Below are 19,073 nucleotides of genomic sequence, written 5' to 3'. Positions count from 1 at the left end.
CCGGCGCTGCCGGAGCTAGTCCCGGCCCGGCCGGGTGTCGGCCGTTGTGAGGTCGTCTGTTTCACCTCGGCGCACGACACGTCGTTCGTCGGTCTCACCCCGCAGCGGGTGCGCACGGTGATGGAGGCGTGGGCCGACCGTACCGCCGAGCTGTCCGGCTTGCCCGGTGTGGAGCAGGTCTTCTGCTTCGAGAACCGGGGGGAGGAGATCGGCGTTACCCTGCACCATCCGCATGGGCAGATCTATGCCTATCCGTTCGTCACCCCGCGTACGCGGCGGATGCTGGCATCGGCCCGCTCGTACGCCGACGCGCACGACGGTGCCGATCTGTTCGCGGCGGTGTTGGCGGGGGAGCGGTCGGGGGAACGCGTGGTGGCGGCGAATGAGCATTGGACGGCGTTCGTGCCGGCGTTCGCGCGTTGGCCGTTCGAGGTGCACGTCTACCCGCATCGCAAGGTGCCCGACATTGCGGCGCTCTCGGATGCCGAGCGGGCCGGGTTCGGGCCGGTTTACCTGGAGGTGTTGCGTCGGTTGGACGGCGTGTTCGGTGTGTCGATGCCGTACGTGTCGGGGTGGTATCAGGCGCCGGTGCGTACGGACCGGGAGTTGGGTTATCTGCATCTGCAGTTGTTCAGTCCGCGGCGGGCGCCGGGCAAGCTGAAGTATCTTGCCGGTTCGGAGGCGGCGATGGGGGTGTTCGTCAACGACGTACGTCCGGAGGACGCCGCGCGGATGCTGCGTGAGGTGTCGCAGTGACCGACTCCGGTGGTGTGGCGGGGGCGGAGTTGTTCGGGCAGCGTTTCGGTGCGGCGCCGGCGGGGGTGTGGTCCGCGCCGGGGCGGGTCAACCTGATCGGTGAGCACACCGATTACAACGACGGGTACGTGTTGCCCTTCGCCCTGCCGCTGCGGACGACTGTCGCCGCCGCCCTCCAGGATGAACCTCAGTGGACGGTGTATTCGCGGGAGGCCGGCGAAACGGTTGTCATCGGGTCTGATGATCTGATGCCCGGCCGGGTTACGGGTTGGGCGGCCTACGTCGCGGGTGTGTTGTGGGCGCTGCGGGAGGCCGGCTTTCCGCCACCGTCGGCGCGGATCGCGGTCACCTCGCAGGTGCCGCTGGGTGCGGGTCTGTCGTCGTCGGCGGCGTTGGAGTGCGCGGTGCTGGCGGCGCTGGTCGAGTTGGGCGGCCTCGACGTGCCACGGGAGGCCTGGCCGCGGTTGGCGCAGCAGGCGGAGAACGGTTACGTCGGCGTGCCGTGCGGGATCATGGACCAGTCGGCGTCGACGCTGTGCCGGGACGGGCATGCCTTGTTCCTCGATTGCCGGCACGGGACGCGCGAGCAGGTTCCGTTCGACCTCGCCGGGCACGGGCTCGCGCTGCTGGTGGTCGACACGAGAGCCCCGCATCGGCTGGTCTCGGGGGAGTACGCGGCCCGCCGCGCCGCGTGCGAGTCCGCCGCCGCCGCCTTGGGGGTCGCCGCGCTGCGCGACCTCGACCGTTCCGCGCTACCGGGTGCTCTCGCTCGTCTCGACGAGGTGACCGGCCGCCGGGTGCGGCATGTGGTGACGGAGAACGAGCGGGTCCTGGACGCGGTCCGGCTGCTGCGCGCCGGGCAGGTGCGTGCCATCGGTCCGTTGCTGACCGCGTCGCACGCGTCGATGCGCGACGACTACGAGATCACCGTGGCGCAGGTCGACACCGGCGTGGAGACGATGCTGGCCGAGGGCGCGTACGGCGCGCGGATGACCGGCGGCGGGTTCGGCGGCTGCGTCCTCGGCCTGGTCGAACACGCGTCGGTCGACGCGACCGCCGCGGCGGTGCGCGGCGCGTTCGCCGCCGCCGGCTACGACGACCCGCACTGCTTCGCCGCCGTGCCGGACAGGGGCGTGGCTCGACTGATCTGACCTCGTGCCCGCTGGACGCGCACACCGCAGGTGCGCCCGCGGTGCGGTTTTCCGGCAACGACGGTCGGTCATCGACGCCGTGGACACGCCTCATGCCTCGACGGTGAGGCGTGGCTCGCCGCGCCGCCTGGCACGGGTGTGGTGGTGCGTACGCGTTTCGGCAGTACCCAGAATGGAAGTGGCTGTATGTCTTCATCGCTGTCGCCGGTCGGTGGGCCGCGGCTGTCCCGTCCCTCCTGGCTGTCGCCGCGTGTGTTGCGCACCGAGGTTCTCGCCGGCCTCGTGGTGGCGCTGGCGTTGATTCCCGAGGCGATCTCGTTCTCGATCCTGGCTGGCGTGGATCCGCGGGTGGGGCTGTTCGCCTCGTTCACGATGGCGGTGACGATCGCGGTGTGCGGCGGTCGTCCGGCGATGATCTCCGCCGCGACCGGTGCCGTGGCCCTGGTCGTGGCGCCGCTCGTCCGTGACCACGGGTTGCAGTACCTCATCGCGGCCGTCATCGTGGGCGGCATCCTCCAGGTGGTCCTGGCGGTGCTGGGCGTGGCCAGGCTGATGCGGTTCATCCCGCGCAGCGTCATGGTCGGCTTCGTCAACGCGCTCGCGATCCTGGTCTTCGCGGCACAGGTGCCGCATCTGATCGGCGTGCCCTGGCTCGTCTACCCGCTGGTCGCCATCGCGCTGGCGATCATCGTGGGGCTGCCGCGGCTCACCAGAGCCGTGCCGGCGCCGCTGGTAGCGATCGTCGTGCTCACCCTCTTCACCGTCCTCACCCACGTCGCCGTGCCGACCGTGGGCGACGAGGGCGAACTGCCGCACAGCTTGCCCGTGCTCGGCCTGCCCGACATCCCGTACACCGGGCAGACCCTGCAGATCATCGCGCCCTACGCGCTGGGCATCGCCCTGGTCGGGTTGATGGAGTCGTTGATGACCGCCAAGCTCGTCGACGACATCACGGACACGCACTCGAACAAGACCCGCGAATCCTGGGGCCAGGGCGTGGCCAACATCGTGACCGGCTTCTTCGGCGGCATGGGCGGTTGCGCCATGATCGGCCAGACGATGATCAATGTGAAGGTGTCGGGGGCCCGTACCCGACTCTCCACCTTCCTGGCCGGCGTCTTCCTGCTTGTTCTGGTCGTCACTCTGGGCGACGTGGTGGCCGTGATCCCGATGGCCGCGCTCGTCGCCGTGATGGTCATCGTGACGGTCTCCACCTTCGACTGGCACAGCGTTTCCCCGGCAACGCTCAAGCGCATGCCGGCGGGGGAGACCATCGTCATGGTCTCCACCGTCGCGGTCGTGCTGGCGACCAGCAATCTTGCCATCGGTGTGGTCGTCGGGGTGCTCGTCGCCATGGTGATCTTCGCCCGACGGGTCGCGCACATCGTCGAGGTGACGAGCGTTGTGGATCCCAACGGCGGCACGCGCACCTACTCGGTGCAGGGCGAGCTCTTCTTCGCTTCCAGCAACGACGTCGTCTACCAGTTCGACTACGCCGGTGACCCGGACAACATTGTCATCGACCTGTCGCGCGCGCACGTCTGGGACGCCTCGTCGGTGGCCGCGTTGGACGCCATCACCACCAAGTACGCGGCCCGGGGCAAGACGGTGGAGATCACGGGACTGAACAGGCCAAGCGCGCAGATGCATGGCACCCTCGCGGGGCGGTTGAACGTGGGGCACTGACGCCGAGGGTGTCCGCGGGGTTGACAGAATTCCAACGAGTTGCAACAGTTCCCAACGAATCGCAAGCAACGCTGATCCGGTCACCGGGTGAGCTACTTGTCGGTCGGTGGCCTTCGCCGCAGCGAAGGCCGCGAAGCCGCACGGGAGTGGGTTGGTGTGGATTCCAAGCAAGATCACGTAGACGTCCTGATCGTCGGCGCGGGCACCGCGGCCGGGGTCGCGGCGCGGCATCTGGCCGAGGCAGGGTTCACGGTCGTCTGCCTTGAGCAGGGCGAGTGGGTGGACCCCGGGAAACTGCCGGGGAACAAGCCCGAATACGAGTTGGCCGGGGCCAAGGACTGGCATCCGGACCCGAACGTTCGCGGTCGCCGCGAGGACTACCCGGTGGACCACAGCGAGTCCGACCTGCCGGTATGGATGTACAACGGCGTCGGTGGCTCGAGCGTGCTCTACGGCGGCATCTGGGCGCGCCCCCTGCCGTCGGACTTCCGGGTTAGCACCCTCGACGGCGTAGCCGATGACTGGCCCCTCACGTACGACGAACTCCTGCCGTACTACCAGGCGGTCGAGCGTGAGATGCGCGTCTCCGGTCTCGCCGGCAACCCGGCCTACCCGCCGGGCTTCGACCCGCCGCTGCCGGCCGCGCCGATCCACCAGACCGGCCGGACCATGGCCGAGGGCATGAACCGGCTCGGTTGGCACTGGTGGCCCGGCACCAACTCCATCCCCACGCTGAATCGCGACAACAGCAAGGAAGGCCGGTGCGTCCGTTACGGCATCTGCCGGATGGGCTGTCCGGAAGGGGCGAAGTCCTCGACGGACGTGACGCATCTGCGGGACGCCGTGGCGCTGGGGGCACAGGTCATCACCCGCGCCCGGGTCGCCCGCGTGACACTGGACGACCGGGGTCGCGCCAACGGCGCCGTCTATCTGCGGGACGGGCATGAGCACTTCCAGTCCGCTTCGTTGGTCATCATGGCGGCCGGCGGCATCGGGACTCCCCGCCTGCTCCTGATGTCGGCGTCCGAGCGCTTCCCGGACGGGCTGGCGAACTCCTCGGGGCTGGTCGGAAAGCGGCTCATGCTGCACCCGTACGCCGCGTCCGTCGGTATCTACGACGACGACCTCGAGAACTGGCTGGGGCCGGCCGGCGAACACATCGGTTCGATGCAGTTCTACGAGTCGGATCCGTCCCGCGGCTTCGTCCGCGGCGCGAAGTGGGCCCTGCTCCCCATCGCGGGGCCCCTCGAAGCCGCCGAGAAGTGGACGGACCCCGGCAGCCTCAACGGCGAGGAGTTCTGGGGCGAAGGCTCCGCCGACCGGATGAAGTCGTTCGGCCGCATGCTGCAGTGGCACATCGTGCCGGAGGATCTCCCGGAGGAGACCAACTTCGTCTCGCTGCACCCCTCGCTCACCGACTCCGACGGGCTGCCGGCGGCGAAGGTGCATTACCGGGTCTCCGACAACACGCGCAAGATCATCGACTTCAACCTGGCGAGGTCGTTGGAGGCACACGAGGCCGCCGGCGCGAAGAAGGCCTGGGTCGCCGGGCGCAACTTCATGACGGGGCACAACACCGGCACCGCCAAGATGGGCGACGACCCGGCCACCTCGGTCGTCGACCGCTTCGGCCGCACGCACGACGTGCCGAACCTCTACATCATCGACGCCAGCGTGTTCACCACCTCGACGGGCGTGAACCCGACCGCCACGATCTGCGCGCTGGCGAAACGTACCGCGAGCCACATCGCGTCGAACGCCCGGGAACAGGAGGTGGCGTTGTGACGGCCCTCGACCTTTCGACTGAACTCGGCGACGCTTCGCGGGCTCGCCTCGCCGCGCTCGCCGACGTGCTGATCCCCGGCGGATCCGGCCTTCCGTCCGCGAGTGAAGCGGACGTGGCCGGCCAGTGGATCAATCGCGCGCTGGCCGCCAACGGCGACCTGGCCGGGGCCGTCACCCAGGTACTCGCGACCCCCGGTGCACCCGACGAGGTACTCAGCGACCTGCGACTCAGCCATCCCGACGTCTTCGAACGGTTCGCGTTCGCCGTAGCCGGCGCGTACTTCATGAATCCTGCCGTACGCGATGCCCTGGGTTACCCGGGTATCGCACCGCGCCGACTACCTGCCGCTGACGGTGAGGCTGAGTACTTTCTCGAGGACGACGTTCTCGCTCCGGTGGTCGATCGCGGCTCCATCTACCGCCGGGTGGAGTGATCTCCGCGCGTCCAGCGGTGGCGGCAGAACCGTTGTCCACCCGTCGGTGACGGCCGGTTACGACGCTGTGCGGCGGGGGAACATGGCCTGCAGCGTGGGGCGCCGAATCACCATGATGCCGTCGCCGTGGGTGCGCACCGATGTCCGGCCGCCACGACGACGTCGAATGGTCAGGTCGAAGGTCGACCTGCCGACCTGTACGCCTTCCAGCGTAAGATCCGGCAGCCAATCGGGCAGGTGCGGGTCGACGAAGATCGTGCGTAGCGGCGCGACCGGCCGCAGCGCGAGCAACGCCTGGACGAGGGCGATCACGGCGCTCGCCGACCAGGCCTGCGGGGCGCAGGAGTTCGGGTATACGCCGGGGTGCGGGTGTGCCTGGTCGCGGGGCAGCCCGCTGAGCACCTCGGGCAGCCGATGTCCTTCAAAGAGGGCGGCTGCGGCGAACGTCGCCTCGGCGAGGAGGTGCAACTGCTCCCAGCAGCCGTAGCGGGCGAGCCCGAGGCCGATCGTGCCGGCCTCAACCGGCCAGACGCTGCCACGGTGGTAGCTGAACGGGTTGTACGCCGGGTGCTCGGCCGAGAGGGTACGGATGCCCCAGCCGCTGAACATGTCGGGTGCGAAGAGCCGACGCGCCACCACGTGAGCGATGCGGGCCGGCACGATTCCGGTGGCGAGCAGATGCCCGTCGTTCGAGTTGACCGACCGCACCTGCCGCTTGTGCGGGTCCAGCGCCAGCGCGTGACAGCCCTGGTCGGGCATCCAGAAGGCGCGGTGAAAGCGTCTGCGTAGCGCGGCGGCCCGGGCGACGAGCACGGCGCCGAAGGCGCGGTCGCCGGCGGCGGCGAACACCATCGCGCCGTGCCGCAGCGCGGCATACCAGTACGCCTGCAACTCGCTCGTCGCGATCGGGTTCTCCACGATCTGGCCGTGCTCGTCGACGATCGCGGTGCCGGAGTCCTTCCATCCCTGGTTCTTCAACCCGGCGGGCGACCGGCAGCGGTAGTCGAGGAAGCCCTCGCCGTCCGGGTCGCCGTAGCGGTCGATCCAGTCAAGGACGCGGCGCGCCGTCGGCAGCAGATCCCGCAGCGTGTCCACGTCCCCGGTCCACGTGAAGTACTGCCCGAGAAAGACCAGGAAGTCCGGCGCGGTCGACCAGTCGCCGTGATAGTCGGCGAACGGGTCGAGCCCGAGCGCCGAGACGGGACCGCGGCGGGCTTCGTGCAGCGGCTTTCCCGGCTCCTCGTCGTGCCATTCGTCGATCCGCTGCCCGAGGTGGGCGGCGTTCAGCCGCAGGCTGTCGCGCAGCATCGTCGGTCCGGCGAGCAGCGCCTGCCACGATGCGGTCATCGTGTCGCGACCGAAGATCTCCTGGTACATCGGAAGCCCTGCTATCGGTGCGGTCGGTCCCGGCGGCTCCCCGAGCGGCAGAGCGGCGAGGTCGTCAACCGCCGCGCGCCATGCGCCGGCGACGTCGAAGGCGGTGCTGCGCAGCCGGGTGAACTCGCGGGCGAGCGTCGTACGGGCGATCGCCGCGGTGTCGGTGGGCTCGGCGTACGTGGGGGGCGGCGCGGCGAGGCGTTCTCCGTCGAAGACGGGTTCGATCAGGAGCTCGACGCAGGCACACTGGCGTGATGGCACCGCGAGGTCGACCGTGAGCGTCTGCCCGGCGTAGCGAACGGTTTGCGAGGTGTGCACCCGGATCGCGACTGCCCGGTCGAGGTTCTCGTGCAGGTAGGTGAGGCGTAGCTCGCGCGTCTCCGGGATCCAGGTCGTATCGACGTCGCCGCTCTGCTCACGGCGGTGCGTCTCGGCTTCGGTGGTGTCAGCGAAGTCGGCGGCAAGCTCGATGTCGACCTGCAGGTTCAGCTGCTCGTCGCCGTAGCTGACGACGCTCAGCCGCGTCCGCAGCCCCTCGCCGAGAAAGCGTTCGGTCAGCAGGTACGCCGCCTGTGACGGCATCGCCTCCCCGTCGCACAGCTCCGCGTAGGACAGTTGGGCGTGTCCGTGCACGTTCGCGATGCTGAACGCCAGCGGCTCGCGGCCGTTGACCGTGATGTGTTCCTCGCTGAGCACGCGGGTGTTGCGGGCGAAGAATCCTTGCGGGTCGGCACCGGTGATCCGTCCGCGCACGTCGGTGACGAGGCTGCTCCACCCGCTGGCGATGTAGAGCAGATCGGGGTGGACGCGGAGGTTCTGAACGGGGCTCATCGGCCCCGGCCCGGGCGACGGCGCGCGGCGCCACGGCTTCCCGCGACGTGCGCGGTGGCAGGCCCCGGCACGTCACCCCTCAGCCCGTCTTCAGGCGTTTGGCCATGGTGACCGCGCGAACCGCGAGATGGTCGAGCGCGGCGTGCTGCACGTCGGTGAGCGGGTCGCTGTTGGTGCCGCCGGTGACGTGCGAGGCGCCGTACGGGTTGCCGTCGGCGAACTTGAGCGGATCGGTGTAGCCGGGGGCGACCACGATGCCGCCGAAGTGGTAGATCGTGTTGTAGAGCGCGAGCAGCGTGGACTCCTGGCCCCCGTGGGCGGTCATCGACGCGGTGAAACCCGCGTAGACCTTGTCGGCGAGCAGCCCCTGCTGCCACTGCGGTCCCAACGTGTCGATGAACTGCTTCAGCTGGCTGGCGATGTTGCCGTAGCGGGTGGGGGAGCCGAAGAGAACCGCGTCGGCCCACACGACGTCGTCCGCGCTCGCCTTTGCCTCGTTCTTGGTGCGATCGAAATGCTGGCTCCAGGCGGCATTGGAGGCGATGGCCTCGTCGGGAGCGAGCTCCGGGACCTGCCGCAGCCGCACCTGGGCGCCGGCTTTGTCGGCGCCCGCCGCGGCCATGCGCTGCGCCATGGCGTGAACCGTGCCTGTGGCTGAGTAGTAGATGATGGAGAGCTTCACGTCGGCCATTGCAGGTCGCTCCTTGTGGTCGTGCCTTTCCCGCGTGAACGCCGCTGCTCGCGGCCTATCGCCACGCTATCCACTACCGGCGGCAATAACCTGATTTCGGGCATACCGCCTGACACGAGAGGGCAGGCGGGAGCAGCATGAGGCGCGGTCAGGCGTCACGCCGGTCGTCGAGGCGGACGTACGCGCTGAGCGAGGTGCCCGGAGCGATCCGGTACCTGCGCGGCGGCCACGCCCGCGGCAAGATCGTCATCACCATCTGACGTGGTGACCATCGACGCCGGACGGTGTGACGTAACGCGCCAACGTCCATTTCTTCACTCCGGCCGTCGGGTGCCGATCAGCGCGGTATGAGCGATGAGCAGTCGGCCGGACGGAGCGCCCTCGTCGCGCTGCTCCGCGCGGCGGGTGGCACCGTGTCCGACCGCGTCTCGCGGGCCCTCGCGGTGCTTGTCGAGGAGCTGAGGATGGAGGTCGCCTTCGTCAGCGAGTTCCGCGACGGGCAGCGGGTGGTGACCCATACGGTGAGCGCGCCGGGTGGTCAGGTCGTGCCGGTCGGCACCGCGCACCCGATCGAGGAGACCCTGTGTCACCTGATCGTCTCGGGCGAACTGGAGCCGCTGGTCGCCGACACGGCCGCGAACGCGCTGGCGGCTGCCCATCCCCACACCTCCCGGTTCGGCATCGGCGCCTACGCCGGTGTGCCCCTGCGGGCCGGCGGAGAGGTCGTCGGGACGTTGTGCTGTCTGTCCCGCTCGCCCAGTGCCACCGTGAACGCGCGTGACGGTGCGACGCTGCGTGCGGTCGGCGGCTACATCAGCGAGCTGCTCCGTGCGTCGTCCACCCCCACTGCGCCGTCCGCGCCGGTGGAGCTGAGTCAGCTGTCGACCGCGGTGGCGGGCGGGCACGACCTGGAAGGGCTCACGCGACCGCTGCTCGAGCTGCTCCAGCAGATCACGCATCTCGACACGACCTTCTTGTCGATCATCGACTGGGAGGCGGAGGAGCAGCGCGTCGTCTACTCGCTGAACGCCGGGGCGATGAACATCCCGGAAGGTATCAGCGCGCCCTGGTCCGACACGCTCTGCCGGCGCGCGTTCGAGGAGGGGCGACCGCTCACCACCAACGTTCCCGAGATCTGGGGCGAGTCCGAGGTGGGGCGGCAGCTCGGCATCGTCACCTACCTCACCGTGCCACTGATCGACCCGCACGGCGCGGTGGTCGGAACGCTGTGCGGGGCGAGCAACACCTCCCGGGAGGTGGACCCCCGCCACGTGGCCTCGATGGAGATGTTCGGCCGCCTGGTCGCCGGTCAGCTCGCGCGTGAGGCCGCCCGCACCACGGAACTGGCCCGGATGGCGGCGCTCGAGGAGCGGATGAGCAAGCTGCGAGACCTCGCGGAGCGCGACCCGCTCACCGGCCTGCTCAACCGCGCCGGCATCCAGAGCTGGCTGGCCACCGCGCTGGTCGAACTCCGTCCGGAATTCGAGCAACTCGCCGTGGCCTTCATCGACCTCGACCAGTTCAAGCCGATCAACGACACCCACGGGCACACGGTGGGTGACGAGGTGCTGCGCCGCCTCGCCTCATCGCTCAGCGCGACCGGGCGTACCGGCGACCTGTACGGGCGGCTGGGCGGGGACGAGTTCATCGTCGCCACCATGCTGCCGCCCACGCCGGCGGCGCTGGCCGCCTGGACCGGACGTCTGCGGCGGGCGGCGGTCGCGGAGGTCGGCGCCATCCGCGTCACCGGCAGTGTCGGCGTGGTGAGCATCAGTGAGCCCGAACTCACCCCCACCGAGGTCCTGCACCTCGCCGACGAGGCGATGTACCGCGCCAAGGCCGTCGGCGTGGCGGGATCTCCGACGGCCTGACGTCGAGGCGTCGGAGCCAGCGAGGCGCCGCCGGAAGAGATCACGACTCACGGAACTCGTATTAGAGTCGGCGGGAGCGATCGCCCACCCAGCCGTCGAGAGAGATCCACATGATCTTCATTACCGCGAAGTTCCGCGTACTGCCCGAGCACGCCGACCGGTGGCCCGAGATCGCCGATGAGTTCACGCGGGGGACTCGCGGTGAGCCGGGCTGCCTGTGGTTCGACTGGTCCCGCAGCATCGACGACCCCACCGAGTACGTCCTGGTCGAGGCTTTCCGGGACGGTGAGGCCGGGGCGGCGCACGTCCAGTCCGAGCATTTCCGGAAGGCGCAGCAGACGCTGCCGTCGCACCTCGCCGAGACGCCTCGAATCGTCAACACGACGATTCCGCAGGACGGCTGGTCCCTCCTCGGCGAGATGGCTGTGCCCGAGCGGAGCTGAGCGGGGCTCGCCGTTCCATCGGCGACCCCGACGAAGAGCATCGTGGGAAGTACCGGGGTCACACCCCGGGACTTCCCACGATCTCCGTGCACCACCGCCAATGGCTCAGCCGCGGCGCCACTTTTGGTTCGCGCCCCCGGTGCACTCCCACGTCTGCAGCCGCGCCCCGCTGGCCGAGTTCCAGTCCGCGACGTCGACGCACTTGTTGGCCTGCGGGTTGACCAGGTCGCCGGCGCCGCTGAGGACGAACTGCTGAGCCGGGTTGCCGCTGCAGGTGACGAGCTGAATCGTCGCCCCGTTCGCCGTCGAGCCCCAGGCCACGTCCATGCACTTGCCGAAGGCCCGCACGGTGCCGTCGCCGGCGAAGGTCCAGTTCTGCGCGGCGGTGCCGTTGCAGTCCCAGAGCTGCAGCGCAGCGCCGTCGACCGGGTTCGAGTTCGGTACGTCGATGCACTTGTCGGCGTAGCCGATGATCCGGCTGGTGCTGCCGCCGCCGGTGGTGACCAGCGACAGCCCGTACGCTGCGAGAATCTCGTTGAGCGGCTGGAAGAACATCGTCCCGCCGGAGGTGCAGTTGCCGGAGCCGCCCGAGGTGACGCCCTGCGCCTGGTTGCCCGAGATCCAGGCGCCGCCCGAGTCGCCCCCCTCGGCGCAGGCGTTGCTCTGGGTCAGGCCGTAAACGGCGCCCTGTGCGTAGTTGACGGTGACGTTCTTGGCCTGGATGGTGCCGCACCGCCAGCCGGTGGTCCGCCCTGAGCGGCACACCGAGCTGTTCACGGCGGCCTCCTGCGAGCCGGCGACCGCGACGTTGCCGCCGGAGTAGTTGTTGACCCACGGTTGCGGGGTCCAGCTCGAATTGACCTGCACCCAGCCGTAGTCGTTGCCGGGGAAGGACGAGCCGCGCACGGTGCCCTGGGCGACGCCGTTGTAGCCGGCCGTGCCGCTGCCCGCCGCGCCGCAGTGCCCGGCGGTGACGAACCCGCCGACGACGGAGAAGCCGACCGAGCAGAGCGTGTTGCCGTTGATGACGTACTGGTCCCCGCCGCGCACATCGTGCAGCGGCCGCGGCGCCGGGCCGCCGGCGACGGTGCGGACCAGCTGCCCGGGGGCGCCGCTGGCGCGGACGAAGGCGTCCGCGTCGGCCGGGCGTGCGGCGGTGACGACCACGGTGTTCGTGGCGACATCGACGTACCAGGCGTGCACGCCGGTGGTCGCGCGGCGCGCGGTGCGGTCGAGCGCCGTCTTCGCCGCGTCCAGCTGCCGCTCGCTGTGCGCGACGACCCGTGGCTCGGCTCCGGCGGCGCGCACCGTCTCCGCCCGGGCGGGATCGGTGGTCGCGACGACGAGCCGGCTGCCGTCCGCGGTCAGCCAGGCGCCGCCGAAGGTCGCGCCCAGGATGGCGCGCAGGCGGTGCTCCACCGGGGGCGCGGTCGCCTCGGCCGCCAGGCGGGCCCGGGCCTGCTGTTCGGTGAGGCGCAGGTCGCGTTGCAGCGCCGACACCATCGGGCCGGCGACGTCCGGCGGGATGGTCGGCGTGGCCGCGGCGGGCAGCACGGGGGCGACGGCGACGGCCGCGAAGGTGGCCACGGCCGCGAAGGCGCTCAAGCTCCGTCTCATGCGGATGTTTCCTTCCGGGTACGGGACATCGAGGGGTGTGAGAGCGCTCTCTGGCAGGATTGTTTCCTGATCCATCAAGACTGTCAACATATGTAAAATCGCCGATGTCCCGTCCCGGCCGGTCGTCTGTTCCGGCAGCCGCGCGCCACGACGATCCCGCCGATGGCGCGTTCGGATGCCGCGTACCTCAGTCGGTGAGCCGGCCGGCGCGGGGCAGGCCGGGGATCAGCGCGGCCGCCACGGCCGCGTGCAGCAGCGCCAGCACGGTGATTTCGGCCGCGGTGGCGTCGGGCATCCACGGCAGCGTGACCACGAAGACCACCAGCGCGATCACTGTCCAGATGAGGCGTGCCTTCGTGGTGAACCGCTCGAGCACGGCCAGCAGCGCCCAGCCGGCGAGGCCGGCGAGGAGCGCGGCGAACACCACCGGCACGAGTGCGAGATCGACCCGCTCGCTCGCGCCGTACCGCACGGGCACGGTCACCTCGATGGCGAGCAGGGGTACGGCGATCAGCCAGACGAGGCTGGCCGCCAGGACCGCGGCCAGCACCACCAGTGCGCGCCTGCCTGCCCGTGCCCGTGGCCGCGTCGCCGTAACCGGTCCGTGCTGCAGATTGGTCATGGGTTCCTCCCGGGGTGCGGAAACCGACGGGCCGAGTCTGCGACGTGAAGCGTGATTGAGGTCAATGCCTCCGGGCCGCCAATTTCCCTCCTACGCCGCGGGCTGACCGATGACGGTCTCCGGCTAACCGGCCAGGCCCATGTTCGGCAGGCTCCACCGCTGGCCGGGGCCGTTGTCGCAGACCGCGAGCTGTGGTCGCGCGTCGTCGGGCGCCGGGCTCTCCAGGCACGCGGCGCTGGCCGGGTGGATGAGGCTGCCATCGGGCCCGCGCAGCCACTGCTGGGCGGGGCTGCCGTCACATTCCCACAGCTCGAGCTTGGTGCCGTGCGCCGACGCGCCGCCGACCGGTCGCATGCACCTGCCGAACACGCGCACCGTCCCGTCGATGGCGAAGGTCCACCGCTGAGCGTCGCTGTTGTCGCACCGCGACATGTGGATCGGGTTGCCGTTGCTGGTGAGGCTCGCGTAGTCGTGCAGGCAGAAGCCCCGTTGCACGAGGGCTCCGGTCGCGGACCGCCCCGCCGTGTCCGGTCGAGCGACCGCGGGGTCGGAGGCGGCTGGGCCGGCGCCGGGACGCCGCGACACATCGGTCGGCGAGCCGGTGGGCCGGGGGGAGGGGCCGCCTGATCGCGCGCCGGGCGGCGTCGTCCCGACGCTCGGGCTGGCGCTGTTGGTCGCCGGTCCGGTGACCACGGCGCCCGTGATCCCGATCGCCGTGGCGAGCAGGATCGATCCGCTGGCGATGACGACCTTCGCCACGATTCCGCGTGGCCCCCATCCGGCCCGATCCAGCAGGCCGCGGGTGCCGCCGGTGGGGGGAGGTGCCGACGGGGAGCCAGGCCGCCCCCGACGTGCTGCCCGCGGGGCGCGCCGGCTCTGATCGGACTGCGGCGGCGGCGAATCCGGCAGGCCGTCGCCACGCGCCGGCCAGTCGTCGGGACGGCGGTCGGGCCGCGACCCCGAGGGGGAGTCCTTGGAGTAGAGGTCCGGAAAGTTGACGAAGTTGCGGACCAGCGCCGCACCGCGGAACTCGTCCTCGCCCACGCAGTGCAGGCAGACATCATCGGCCAGCGCCCGGCCGCATCGCGGACACAGCCCGGCGCGCAGCGTCGGCTCCGCGTCGTCGCGGGGGACGTCCGCCTCCCGGCGGTCGTCACCGGTGGAGCTCGTCACGTGGTCCTCGGTGGCCGGGCGCCGTGGTCCGTCGTCACGCACGGGACCGTGGGGGTGTACGCGTCCTCGCTGATCGCGTGATTCGCGGCGCCGCAGTGGTCGGGGGTCGTAACGGTGACGGCGGCGGCTGCCGCGAGGATGGAGCTGCGCACGGTTAGGTGCACGCTGACCTCCGGTGGGTGCCGGGTAGCGGGCCAGCGAATAGTAAGTCGTTGTCATGGCGGTATCAAGATCGCTTGCTGCAAATTATGAAAGTGTCAAAAGCCGTTTGATCGGCACAATCCAAAAAGGTTAAACGCGTCCAGGCGTGCGGATCCCGTGACGACGCCCGACGGCAACGGCCGGGTGTCCAGTGGACAGACGGAAACCGGGTAAGGTCCGCCCGGCTGGACCGAAACAGTTTTCATGCGGCCGAAAAGAAGTTGTTGGTCATCGGCGAGCTGGGTCCTACGGTGGGTTGTCGTGAGCGTGTTCGATGCGGTGGAGTGGGACAGACGCCCGGTTGGCCGGTACCGCGGCCTGCACGGCGGGCCCGACGGGCTGCGCCTGACCGTGACATATTTACTGATTTCACTGGCAGGTATCGCGGTATATCCACTCCTGTCCGACACCGCGAAGATGGTCGATTACCTCGCCTTGTCGTTCGCGCCTGTGCCGGCAGTCATGATCGGGCTCAACCGCACCCCCGTCGGCGACCGGAAACCGTTCTGGTTCCTGCTCGCGGCGCTGGTCAGCTTCAACGCCGGCAACGTGGCGTGGTACTGGTACGTCTTCGCCATGGGCCTGCCCACGGGCGACGGCACGATCGCCGGCATTTTCGCCGCCCTGGGCCAGATCTTCATGTTCTGCGGGGCGATCACCATCGTGGCCCGACGCGGACGCAACGACGTCGGGGGGATGATCGACAGCACCATCATGTCGATGGCCCTCGGCGGGGTTATCTGGGACTTCGTGCTCCTGCCCCACATGCAGGACGTCGGCACCCCGCAGATGACGCAGATCGCGACCTGCGTGACCGTGTTCATGCTGACCGGCGTGCTCGGGTGTATGGCCCGACTGGTGTTGACCGCCAAGGAGTTCATCCCCGCGATGTGGCTGCTGGTGGCGGCCATGTCCTGCTCGCTCTCCGGCGTGCTCACCGTTTCGCTGGTGGTCGCCCCCGGCACGAGCGGACGGCCGGCGTACACCGACATGATCTATCTCGTGGGTTTCACCGCGCTCGGGTTGTGCGCGCTGGCCCGGTCGGTCGTCCGGCTGCTGCAGCCCGGCCCCGCGCCGAAGGACGATCTGACCAAAGGACGACTGGCGTTCCTCGGGTTCGCGCTCTGCGTCATGCCGGCCGTGGGCGGCGCGCGCGAGTTGTTCGGGCAGCCCGTCGACGTCGCGTTGCTTGCGGTCGGTACGGCCGCAGTCACGCCCCTGGTCATGGTGCGTATCTGGCGGGTGTGGTCCGAACGCGTCCGGGTCCTGCGGTACCAGGCCAGCCATGACCCCGTCACGGACCTGCCCAACCGTCATGAGTTCGCGAGCCGCCTCAATGCCGCGCTCGGTGGTGGCGTCCCGCTGGTGGTGCTGCTGTGCGAACTGGACGGGTTCAAGGCCGTCAATGACCGGTTCGGTCATGCCGGCGGCGATCAGCTACTGGTGCAGGTGGCCGAGCGGCTGGTCAGCTGCACGCGTGAGGACGACACGGTGAGCCGGTTCGGCACGGACGAGTTCGCCATCCTCTGCGTCGACGCGGAGCACGCCGACGCGCCGGAGCTGCGCCGGCGTATCGAACGGCTGTTCCGCGAGGCGTTCACGGTCGATGGCGAGCCGGTGTCGATGGGGGCGAGCGTCGGCGTCGTTTGCGATGACCGCGTCGAGGCGGGCGAGCAGTTGATCCAGCGCGTCAGCGACGCCGTGTCCGCGGCCAAGCGGGAGCGGCACGAGATGCCCGGCATCCCGAGGGGTTCGTCCTGACCGGTCGAGCGTGACCTCCGTCCGCGGATTCAAGGTTCATCGAAGGTCTACGCAATGGTTGGCGGCCACGCTTGGCCCAGGTATCGGTGTCAACCCGGAAGGAGGAGCGCCATGAACGCTCTCCGGCGGTGCCTGGCAATGCTGGCCCTGTTCGCCGTCGCCGCGGCGGCGAACCAGTTCGTGACCGCATCCCCGGCCCAGGCCTTTCCCAAGGCGACCTACTACCACGGCAACGACATGGGCGTCGTGCAACACTACGCCACCTACGACTCGCGCATCCTCTGGGACCCGGACGGGTCGGGCTACCGCGCCGGCACCATCACGTTCCAGGAGTACTACTCCGACGGCAACTACCCGGCGCAGTACATCGAGTTCGTCTTCGTCTGCGAAAACCGTAAGGGCTGCAACGGCCCCTATTACAACGGCGACTGGTCGTAGCGTCCCATCGCGAAGCGGCCGCGCCCGGCACCCGGGCGCGGCCGTTTCCGGTCGTCAGGACCGTTCTCCGTCGAGCTGCCGGAGCTTGTCGCGGATCCGGTCGGCGTCCGGATGCCCGAGCGCCTCGAGAATGTCGAGCGCCTGCCGCCAGGCCGTACGCGCATGGTGCCGCACCGGGGCGGGTCGCGGCGAACGCCCTGTATTCCAGCCGCTGGTGACACGACGTCGGCAGAGAAAGCGCGGGGGCCGGCCACGGAGGCCGGTCCCCGCTGGGCGGATGAACCGCCCCTATCCGCCGGACAGGAGCTGGTCGAAGGGGGTCGGATTGTCGAACGGGTCAGCTGGCGCCGGCTGCTCGCGTGCCGCGATGAGCGCGGACAACTCGCCGCCCGCCCGGTCGATCCGGTCGGCGAGCCCGCGGCTGGACGCCCCGTCGCCGGTGCCCCAGTCCTCCGCGGCCGCGAACACCCCGGTCGGCACGACGAGCGCCCGCAGGTAGGCGAACATCGGCCGAAGCGCGTGGTCCAGTGCCAGCGAGTGCCGCGCGGTCCCCGCGGTCGCGGCGATCAGCACGGGCTTGCCGACCAGGGCATCCTTCCCGAGCACGTCGAAGAAGGTCTTGAACAGGCCGCTGTAGGAGCCGGTGAAGATCGGCGTCACGGCGATGAGGCCGTCGGCGCGGACCACGGTGTCGATCGCCGCGCCCAGCGCGGGACTCGGAAAGCCGGTCAGCAGGTTGTCGGTGAGATCGTGGGCGTGGTCGCGCAGCTCGATGATGGTGACGTCCAGCGTTACGCCCAGGTCCCGTGACGCGCGCTCGGTCGCGGCGGCCAGCCGGTCGGCCAGCAGGCGTGTCGCCGACGGCTGGCTCAGGCCGGCGGTGACGACCGCCAGCGTACGGTTCGTCACCGGCTCCGCCCTTCCGTCGTCGCGTCGCCCGCCGCTGCTGCGGCCGCGACCAGGGTGGCGTGCGTGGGTGCCTCCGGTACGTGGGCCGGTCGCAGCGCGTCGAACTCCTTGCGGAGGACCGGCACGACCTCCTCGCCGAGGAGGTCGAGTTGCTCGAGCACCGTCTTCAGCGGAAGGCCCGCGTGGTCCATCAGGAACAGTTGGCGCTGGTAGTCGCCGACGTGTTGCCGGAAGCCGAGCGTGCGGTCGATGACCTGCTGCGGACTGCCGACCGTGAGCGGCGTCTGGGCGCTGAAGTCCTCGAGGGAGGGGCCGTGGCCGTATACCGGCGCGTTGTCGAAGTAGGGACGGAACTCGCGTACCGCGTCCTGCGAGTTCCTCCGCATGAACACCTGTCCGCCCAGCCCGACGATCGCCTGGTCGGCCTGTCCGTGCCCGTAGTGCTGGAAGCGTCGGCGGTAGAGCTCGACCATCCGCCGGGTGTGGTCCATCGGCCAGAAGATGTTGTTGTGGAAGAAGCCGTCGCCGTAGTACGCGGCCTGCTCGGCGATCTCCGGACTGCGGATCGACCCGTGCCACACGAACGGGGGCACGCCGTCGAGCGGCCGGGGCGTCGAGGTGAAGCTCTGCAGCGGCGTGCGGAATTTGCCCTCCCAGTCGACGACGTCCTCGCGCCACAGCCGACGCAGCAGCGCGTAGTTGTCGATGGCCAGCGGGATGCCGTTGCGGATGTCCTGGCCGAACCACGGGTAGACGGGGCCGGTGTTGCCACGCCCCATCATCAGGTCGACCCGGCCGTCGGCCAGGTGCTGCAGCATCGCGTAGTCCTCGGCGATCTTCACCGGGTCGTTGGTGGTGATCAGCGTCGTGGACGTCGACAGGATCAGGCGCTGCGTGCGGGCGGCGATGTACCCGAGCATCGTCGTGGGGGACGACGGGACGAACGGAGGGTTGTGGTGCTCACCCGTGGCGAAGACGTCGAGGCCGACCTCCTCGGCCTTCAGCGCGAGCCTCACCATCGCCTTGATCCGTTCCGCCTCGGTCGGTGTGCGACCGTTCGTCGGATCGGTGGTGACATCGCCGACGGTGAAGATCCCGAACTGCATGTGCGCTCCTTGACTTTCCTCGCGACAGGTTAGTTGACGCGGCAACTACTGCTGCAACACACCGTCTACAAGATCTATGCCCGCTGCGGCTGCCCGGAAACGACCGCGCCCCGGCCCGACGTACGGGTCCGGGGCGGGGTCGCTGTGGCTGGGCGCCCGGGAGGCGTGCGCATAGCGACGCTGCGGCCACGGCGCACCGCCCGCGCGCCGTTCCGACCGAT

General features: G+C 69.9%; 16 protein-coding genes and 1 pseudogene. 10 read left to right on the top strand and 7 right to left on the bottom strand.

The features are described from left to right. The 5 genes from galT to AB0J06_RS18495 all read left to right on the top strand — a co-directional run. A partial coding sequence (gene galT, locus AB0J06_RS18515; RefSeq protein WP_357430028.1) for a galactose-1-phosphate uridylyltransferase occupies positions 1–756 on the top strand: 756 nt, incomplete at its 5' end. A 14-nt stretch (positions 757–770) separates the two neighbouring features. Next, complete coding sequence (gene galK, locus AB0J06_RS18510) at positions 771–1,907, top strand: galactokinase (RefSeq protein ID WP_357430034.1); 1,137 nt, start codon at positions 771–773, stop codon at positions 1,905–1,907. A 186-nt stretch (positions 1,908–2,093) separates the two neighbouring features. After that, the gene (locus AB0J06_RS18505; protein WP_357430026.1) at positions 2,094–3,593 is read left to right on the top strand and encodes a SulP family inorganic anion transporter; all 1,500 of its coding nucleotides are present in this window, start codon (positions 2,094–2,096) and stop codon (positions 3,591–3,593) included. 156 nt (positions 3,594–3,749) lie between these two features. Then, positions 3,750–5,378, top strand: a complete 1,629-nt coding sequence (locus AB0J06_RS18500; protein WP_357430024.1) for a GMC family oxidoreductase — start codon at positions 3,750–3,752, stop codon at positions 5,376–5,378. Further along, a complete protein-coding gene (locus AB0J06_RS18495; RefSeq protein WP_357430022.1) occupies positions 5,375–5,812 on the top strand; it encodes a hypothetical protein in 438 nt (145 codons plus the stop codon). The genes AB0J06_RS18500 and AB0J06_RS18495 overlap by 4 nt, the downstream gene beginning before the upstream one ends. Positions 5,813–5,869: 57 nt before the next feature. Here the strand turns inward: AB0J06_RS18495 and AB0J06_RS18490 are convergent, their stop codons facing one another. Beyond that, positions 5,870–8,020 carry a glycogen debranching N-terminal domain-containing protein gene (locus AB0J06_RS18490; protein ID WP_357430020.1) on the bottom strand — a complete coding sequence of 717 codons (2,151 nt, stop codon included), beginning with the start codon at positions 8,018–8,020 and terminating at the stop codon, positions 5,870–5,872. A gap of 79 nt (positions 8,021–8,099) precedes the next feature. Beyond that, positions 8,100–8,711, bottom strand: a complete 612-nt coding sequence (gene wrbA, locus AB0J06_RS18485; protein WP_357430018.1) for an NAD(P)H:quinone oxidoreductase — start codon at positions 8,709–8,711, stop codon at positions 8,100–8,102. A 148-nt stretch (positions 8,712–8,859) separates the two neighbouring features. On the opposite strand from wrbA, the pseudogene AB0J06_RS18480 reads away from it, so the two are divergent. The 3 genes and pseudogenes from AB0J06_RS18480 to AB0J06_RS18470 form a co-directional block, all read left to right on the top strand. Beyond that, positions 8,860–8,971, top strand: a pseudogene (locus AB0J06_RS18480) (zinc-binding dehydrogenase); the annotation flags it as partial. 87 nt (positions 8,972–9,058) lie between these two features. Beyond that, positions 9,059–10,582 carry a diguanylate cyclase gene (locus AB0J06_RS18475; protein WP_357430016.1) on the top strand — a complete coding sequence of 508 codons (1,524 nt, stop codon included), beginning with the start codon at positions 9,059–9,061 and terminating at the stop codon, positions 10,580–10,582. A gap of 110 nt (positions 10,583–10,692) precedes the next feature. After that, positions 10,693–11,025 (top strand): putative quinol monooxygenase, encoded by a 333-nt coding sequence (locus AB0J06_RS18470; protein WP_357430014.1) that lies wholly within the window; start codon positions 10,693–10,695, stop codon positions 11,023–11,025. A gap of 105 nt (positions 11,026–11,130) precedes the next feature. Here AB0J06_RS18470 and AB0J06_RS18465 read toward each other — a convergent pair whose 3' ends face one another. The 3 genes from AB0J06_RS18465 to AB0J06_RS18455 all read right to left on the bottom strand — a co-directional run bounded on the left by AB0J06_RS18465 (position 11,131) and on the right by AB0J06_RS18455 (position 14,437). After that, complete coding sequence (locus AB0J06_RS18465) at positions 11,131–12,642, bottom strand: ricin-type beta-trefoil lectin domain protein (RefSeq protein ID WP_357430012.1); 1,512 nt, start codon at positions 12,640–12,642, stop codon at positions 11,131–11,133. Between the two features lie 187 nt (positions 12,643–12,829). Then, the gene (locus AB0J06_RS18460; RefSeq protein ID WP_357430010.1) at positions 12,830–13,264 is read right to left on the bottom strand and encodes a DUF6069 family protein; all 435 of its coding nucleotides are present in this window, start codon (positions 13,262–13,264) and stop codon (positions 12,830–12,832) included. Between the two features lie 123 nt (positions 13,265–13,387). Continuing rightward, the gene (locus AB0J06_RS18455) at positions 13,388–14,437 is read right to left on the bottom strand and encodes a ricin-type beta-trefoil lectin domain protein (RefSeq protein WP_357430008.1); all 1,050 of its coding nucleotides are present in this window, start codon (positions 14,435–14,437) and stop codon (positions 13,388–13,390) included. A 462-nt stretch (positions 14,438–14,899) separates the two neighbouring features. Here AB0J06_RS18455 and AB0J06_RS18450 point away from each other — a divergent pair, with 462 nt between their 5' ends. Then, complete coding sequence (locus tag AB0J06_RS18450) at positions 14,900–16,399, top strand: GGDEF domain-containing protein (RefSeq protein ID WP_357430006.1); 1,500 nt, start codon at positions 14,900–14,902, stop codon at positions 16,397–16,399. Between the two features lie 111 nt (positions 16,400–16,510). Further along, positions 16,511–16,837 (top strand): hypothetical protein, encoded by a 327-nt coding sequence (locus tag AB0J06_RS18445; RefSeq protein WP_357430004.1) that lies wholly within the window; start codon positions 16,511–16,513, stop codon positions 16,835–16,837. A gap of 288 nt (positions 16,838–17,125) precedes the next feature. Here AB0J06_RS18445 and AB0J06_RS18440 read toward each other — a convergent pair whose 3' ends face one another. Both AB0J06_RS18440 and AB0J06_RS18435 read right to left on the bottom strand, forming a co-directional pair. Continuing rightward, the gene (locus AB0J06_RS18440; RefSeq protein WP_357430002.1) at positions 17,126–17,746 is read right to left on the bottom strand and encodes an FMN reductase; all 621 of its coding nucleotides are present in this window, start codon (positions 17,744–17,746) and stop codon (positions 17,126–17,128) included. Further along, positions 17,743–18,852, bottom strand: a complete 1,110-nt coding sequence (locus AB0J06_RS18435; RefSeq protein WP_357430000.1) for an LLM class flavin-dependent oxidoreductase — start codon at positions 18,850–18,852, stop codon at positions 17,743–17,745. Before AB0J06_RS18435 ends, AB0J06_RS18440 begins: the two co-directional genes overlap by 4 nt. Positions 18,853–19,073: the final 221 nt, after the last annotated feature.

Origin of the sequence: Micromonospora sp. NPDC049679, assembly GCF_040659735.1 — a bacterium.
Lineage (GTDB): Bacteria > Actinomycetota > Actinomycetes > Mycobacteriales > Micromonosporaceae > Micromonospora_I.
Note: the sequence above shows the minus strand (reverse complement) of the source record. Positions and strands in the feature narration are given on the sequence as shown.

Excerpts from the sequence above, each read along its gene's own strand:
- AB0J06_RS18435 (WP_357430000.1), bottom strand. The coding sequence starts at position 18,852 with ATGCAGTTCGGGATCTTCACCGTCGGCGATGTCACCACCGATCCGACG.
- AB0J06_RS18465 (WP_357430012.1), bottom strand. The coding sequence starts at position 12,642 with ATGAGACGGAGCTTGAGCGCCTTCGCGGCCGTGGCCACCTTCGCGGCC.
- AB0J06_RS18475 (WP_357430016.1), top strand. The coding sequence starts at position 9,059 with ATGAGCGATGAGCAGTCGGCCGGACGGAGCGCCCTCGTCGCGCTGCTC.
- wrbA (WP_357430018.1), bottom strand. The coding sequence starts at position 8,711 with ATGGCCGACGTGAAGCTCTCCATCATCTACTACTCAGCCACAGGCACG.
- AB0J06_RS18505 (WP_357430026.1), top strand. The coding sequence starts at position 2,094 with ATGTCTTCATCGCTGTCGCCGGTCGGTGGGCCGCGGCTGTCCCGTCCC.
- AB0J06_RS18460 (WP_357430010.1), bottom strand. The coding sequence starts at position 13,264 with ATGACCAATCTGCAGCACGGACCGGTTACGGCGACGCGGCCACGGGCA.
- AB0J06_RS18490 (WP_357430020.1), bottom strand. The coding sequence starts at position 8,020 with ATGAGCCCCGTTCAGAACCTCCGCGTCCACCCCGATCTGCTCTACATC.
- AB0J06_RS18445 (WP_357430004.1), top strand. The coding sequence starts at position 16,511 with ATGAACGCTCTCCGGCGGTGCCTGGCAATGCTGGCCCTGTTCGCCGTC.
- AB0J06_RS18470 (WP_357430014.1), top strand. The coding sequence starts at position 10,693 with ATGATCTTCATTACCGCGAAGTTCCGCGTACTGCCCGAGCACGCCGAC.